The organism is Paenibacillus sp. E194 (assembly GCF_000935845.1).
Lineage (GTDB): Bacteria > Bacillota > Bacilli > Paenibacillales > Paenibacillaceae > Paenibacillus_B > Paenibacillus_B alvei_B.
The window spans coordinates 1-1,827 of record NZ_JMDX01000460.1; the positions used below are offsets into that span (position 1 = coordinate 1).

Sequence of the window (1,827 nt, forward strand, 5' to 3'; positions counted from 1 at the left end):
TGTTATATAAAATCCGTTGTCTGACTGAGTTATCTGAGTCTTTTGCCAGTTTTAATTGTAAGTGTTCAGGTAGCCGATTTTTAGTTGCAACGTTAAATCTAACCCTTTCATCTGCATCGTCAACGAGAATTCCCATTATCTCAACTGGAATTGATTTATTATGTACTACCCATTCACGCATATTAGGTTACTTATTAATTACTTCTAACCAAACCTCAAAAGGTGCATCATCCCATGCCGCTTTCAGGTACTCATCCATTTTCCCACTAATTCTTAGCCTAACAAATTCTTCAGCAGAATTAATCATCTCTCAACCTCAATTTGCCGATTTTTGTTTTTATCATGAATAGCTTTGCGCTATCATGCCCTTTAGTTAAATAAAAATAAGCAGGCTTAAGCAGCCTGCTCAACAATTTAGCTATTCAATTGCTTATTGTTATGGCTTTAGTAGACTTTCTCCACCTTTAATGTTACAGAGTACGAGAGCGTAAAATATCTTGTGTAAATAGATAAATAGCAAAAAGGAAGACCTTTTCTTGTAGAATTGAGCTACCACACTACAATCCATAGAAAAGAGGTCTTCCCTATGAATCATTTTACATCAGATTTGGTTCAAGCTCTAGTCACAAAACAGGATGTGACTGAAGTTTTTCGCACTCATCTTGAGGCAGCTATGAATCGCTTGTTAGAAACAGAATTAACCGCCTTCTTGGACTATGAAAAGTATGACCGTATTGGAGTGAATTCTGGAAACTCTCGTAACGGCGGATACATACGTACACTTCATACCGAACATGGAGACCTGCGGCTTCAGATCCCGAGAGACCGTAATGGAGAGTTTAAGCAGCAGACCGTGGCCCCCTATAAACGTTCCAACGACACGCTCGAATCGTTTGTCATCCACATGTTCCAAAAGGGCGTAACGATGACGGAAATCGCTGATCTTATCGAAAAAATGTATGGTCATCACTACACCCCACAGACGGTATCGAATATGACAAAGGCAATGGCCCAGCAAGTCGAATTCTTTGCAAAACGTGCACTAGCCAAGCGATATGTTTGCGTCTACATCGACGCTACCTATATTGCAGTTAAGCGTGAAACGGTCTCTAAAGAGGCCGTGTATATTGCCGTTGGTATTCGTGAAGATGGTTCTAAGGAGGTATTATCGTATACCATTGCTCCAACCGAATCGTCCTTTGTATGGAATGAGCTGTTATTGGACGTAAAGGAGCGTGGTGTAGAGGAAGTCTTGTTGTTCATCTCCGACGGATTAAAGGGCATTGTCACAGCAATTGAGCAAGTATATCCAAGAGCCAAATACCAATCATGCTGCGTACATATAGCACGTAATATTGCTCATAAAGTACGCGTATCTGATCGGGCAAGCATCTGTGATGACTTCAAAGCTGTGTACCGAGCAGAAGATGAGCAGTCTGGGAAAGCTGCTCTAGAGGCTTTTTGTGAGAAGTGGAGAGCAGTTTATCCCAAGGTAATTAAATCTTTGCGTGAGAACCCATACATCTTTACGTTCTATAGCTTTCCGAAGCCAATTTGGAAAAGCATCTATTCAACCAATCTCATTGAGTCGTTTAACAAACAAATTAAGAAGTATACAAAGCGAAAAGAGCAATTTCCACACGAAGAAGCACTAGAGAAGTTTCTGGTATCGCAGTTCGAGAGCTACAACCAACGGTTTGCTACTCGATGCCATATTGGCTTTGATCGAGCACGTGCTGAACTCCAAGCTATGTTCAGCATTAGAGACTAATTAGTCTTCTACAAGAGAAGGATATTTTCATTTACACAAAATTCTTGACGCTCCCC

General features: G+C 40.8%; 2 protein-coding genes. One reads left to right on the plus strand and one right to left on the minus strand.

Translation table 11 applies throughout. The annotated features are described in order from the left end of the window. Positions 1 to 181, minus strand: a 181-nt coding sequence (locus AZ66_RS33205; protein WP_231587097.1) for a hypothetical protein, incomplete at its 3' end; no start/stop codon positions are given. A gap of 405 nt (positions 182 to 586) precedes the next feature. On the opposite strand from AZ66_RS33205, the gene AZ66_RS28885 reads away from it, so the two are divergent. Next, the gene (locus tag AZ66_RS28885) at positions 587 to 1,771 is read left to right on the plus strand and encodes an IS256 family transposase (RefSeq protein WP_044358078.1); all 1,185 of its coding nucleotides are present in this window, start codon (positions 587 to 589) and stop codon (positions 1,769 to 1,771) included. Positions 1,772 to 1,827: the final 56 nt, after the last annotated feature.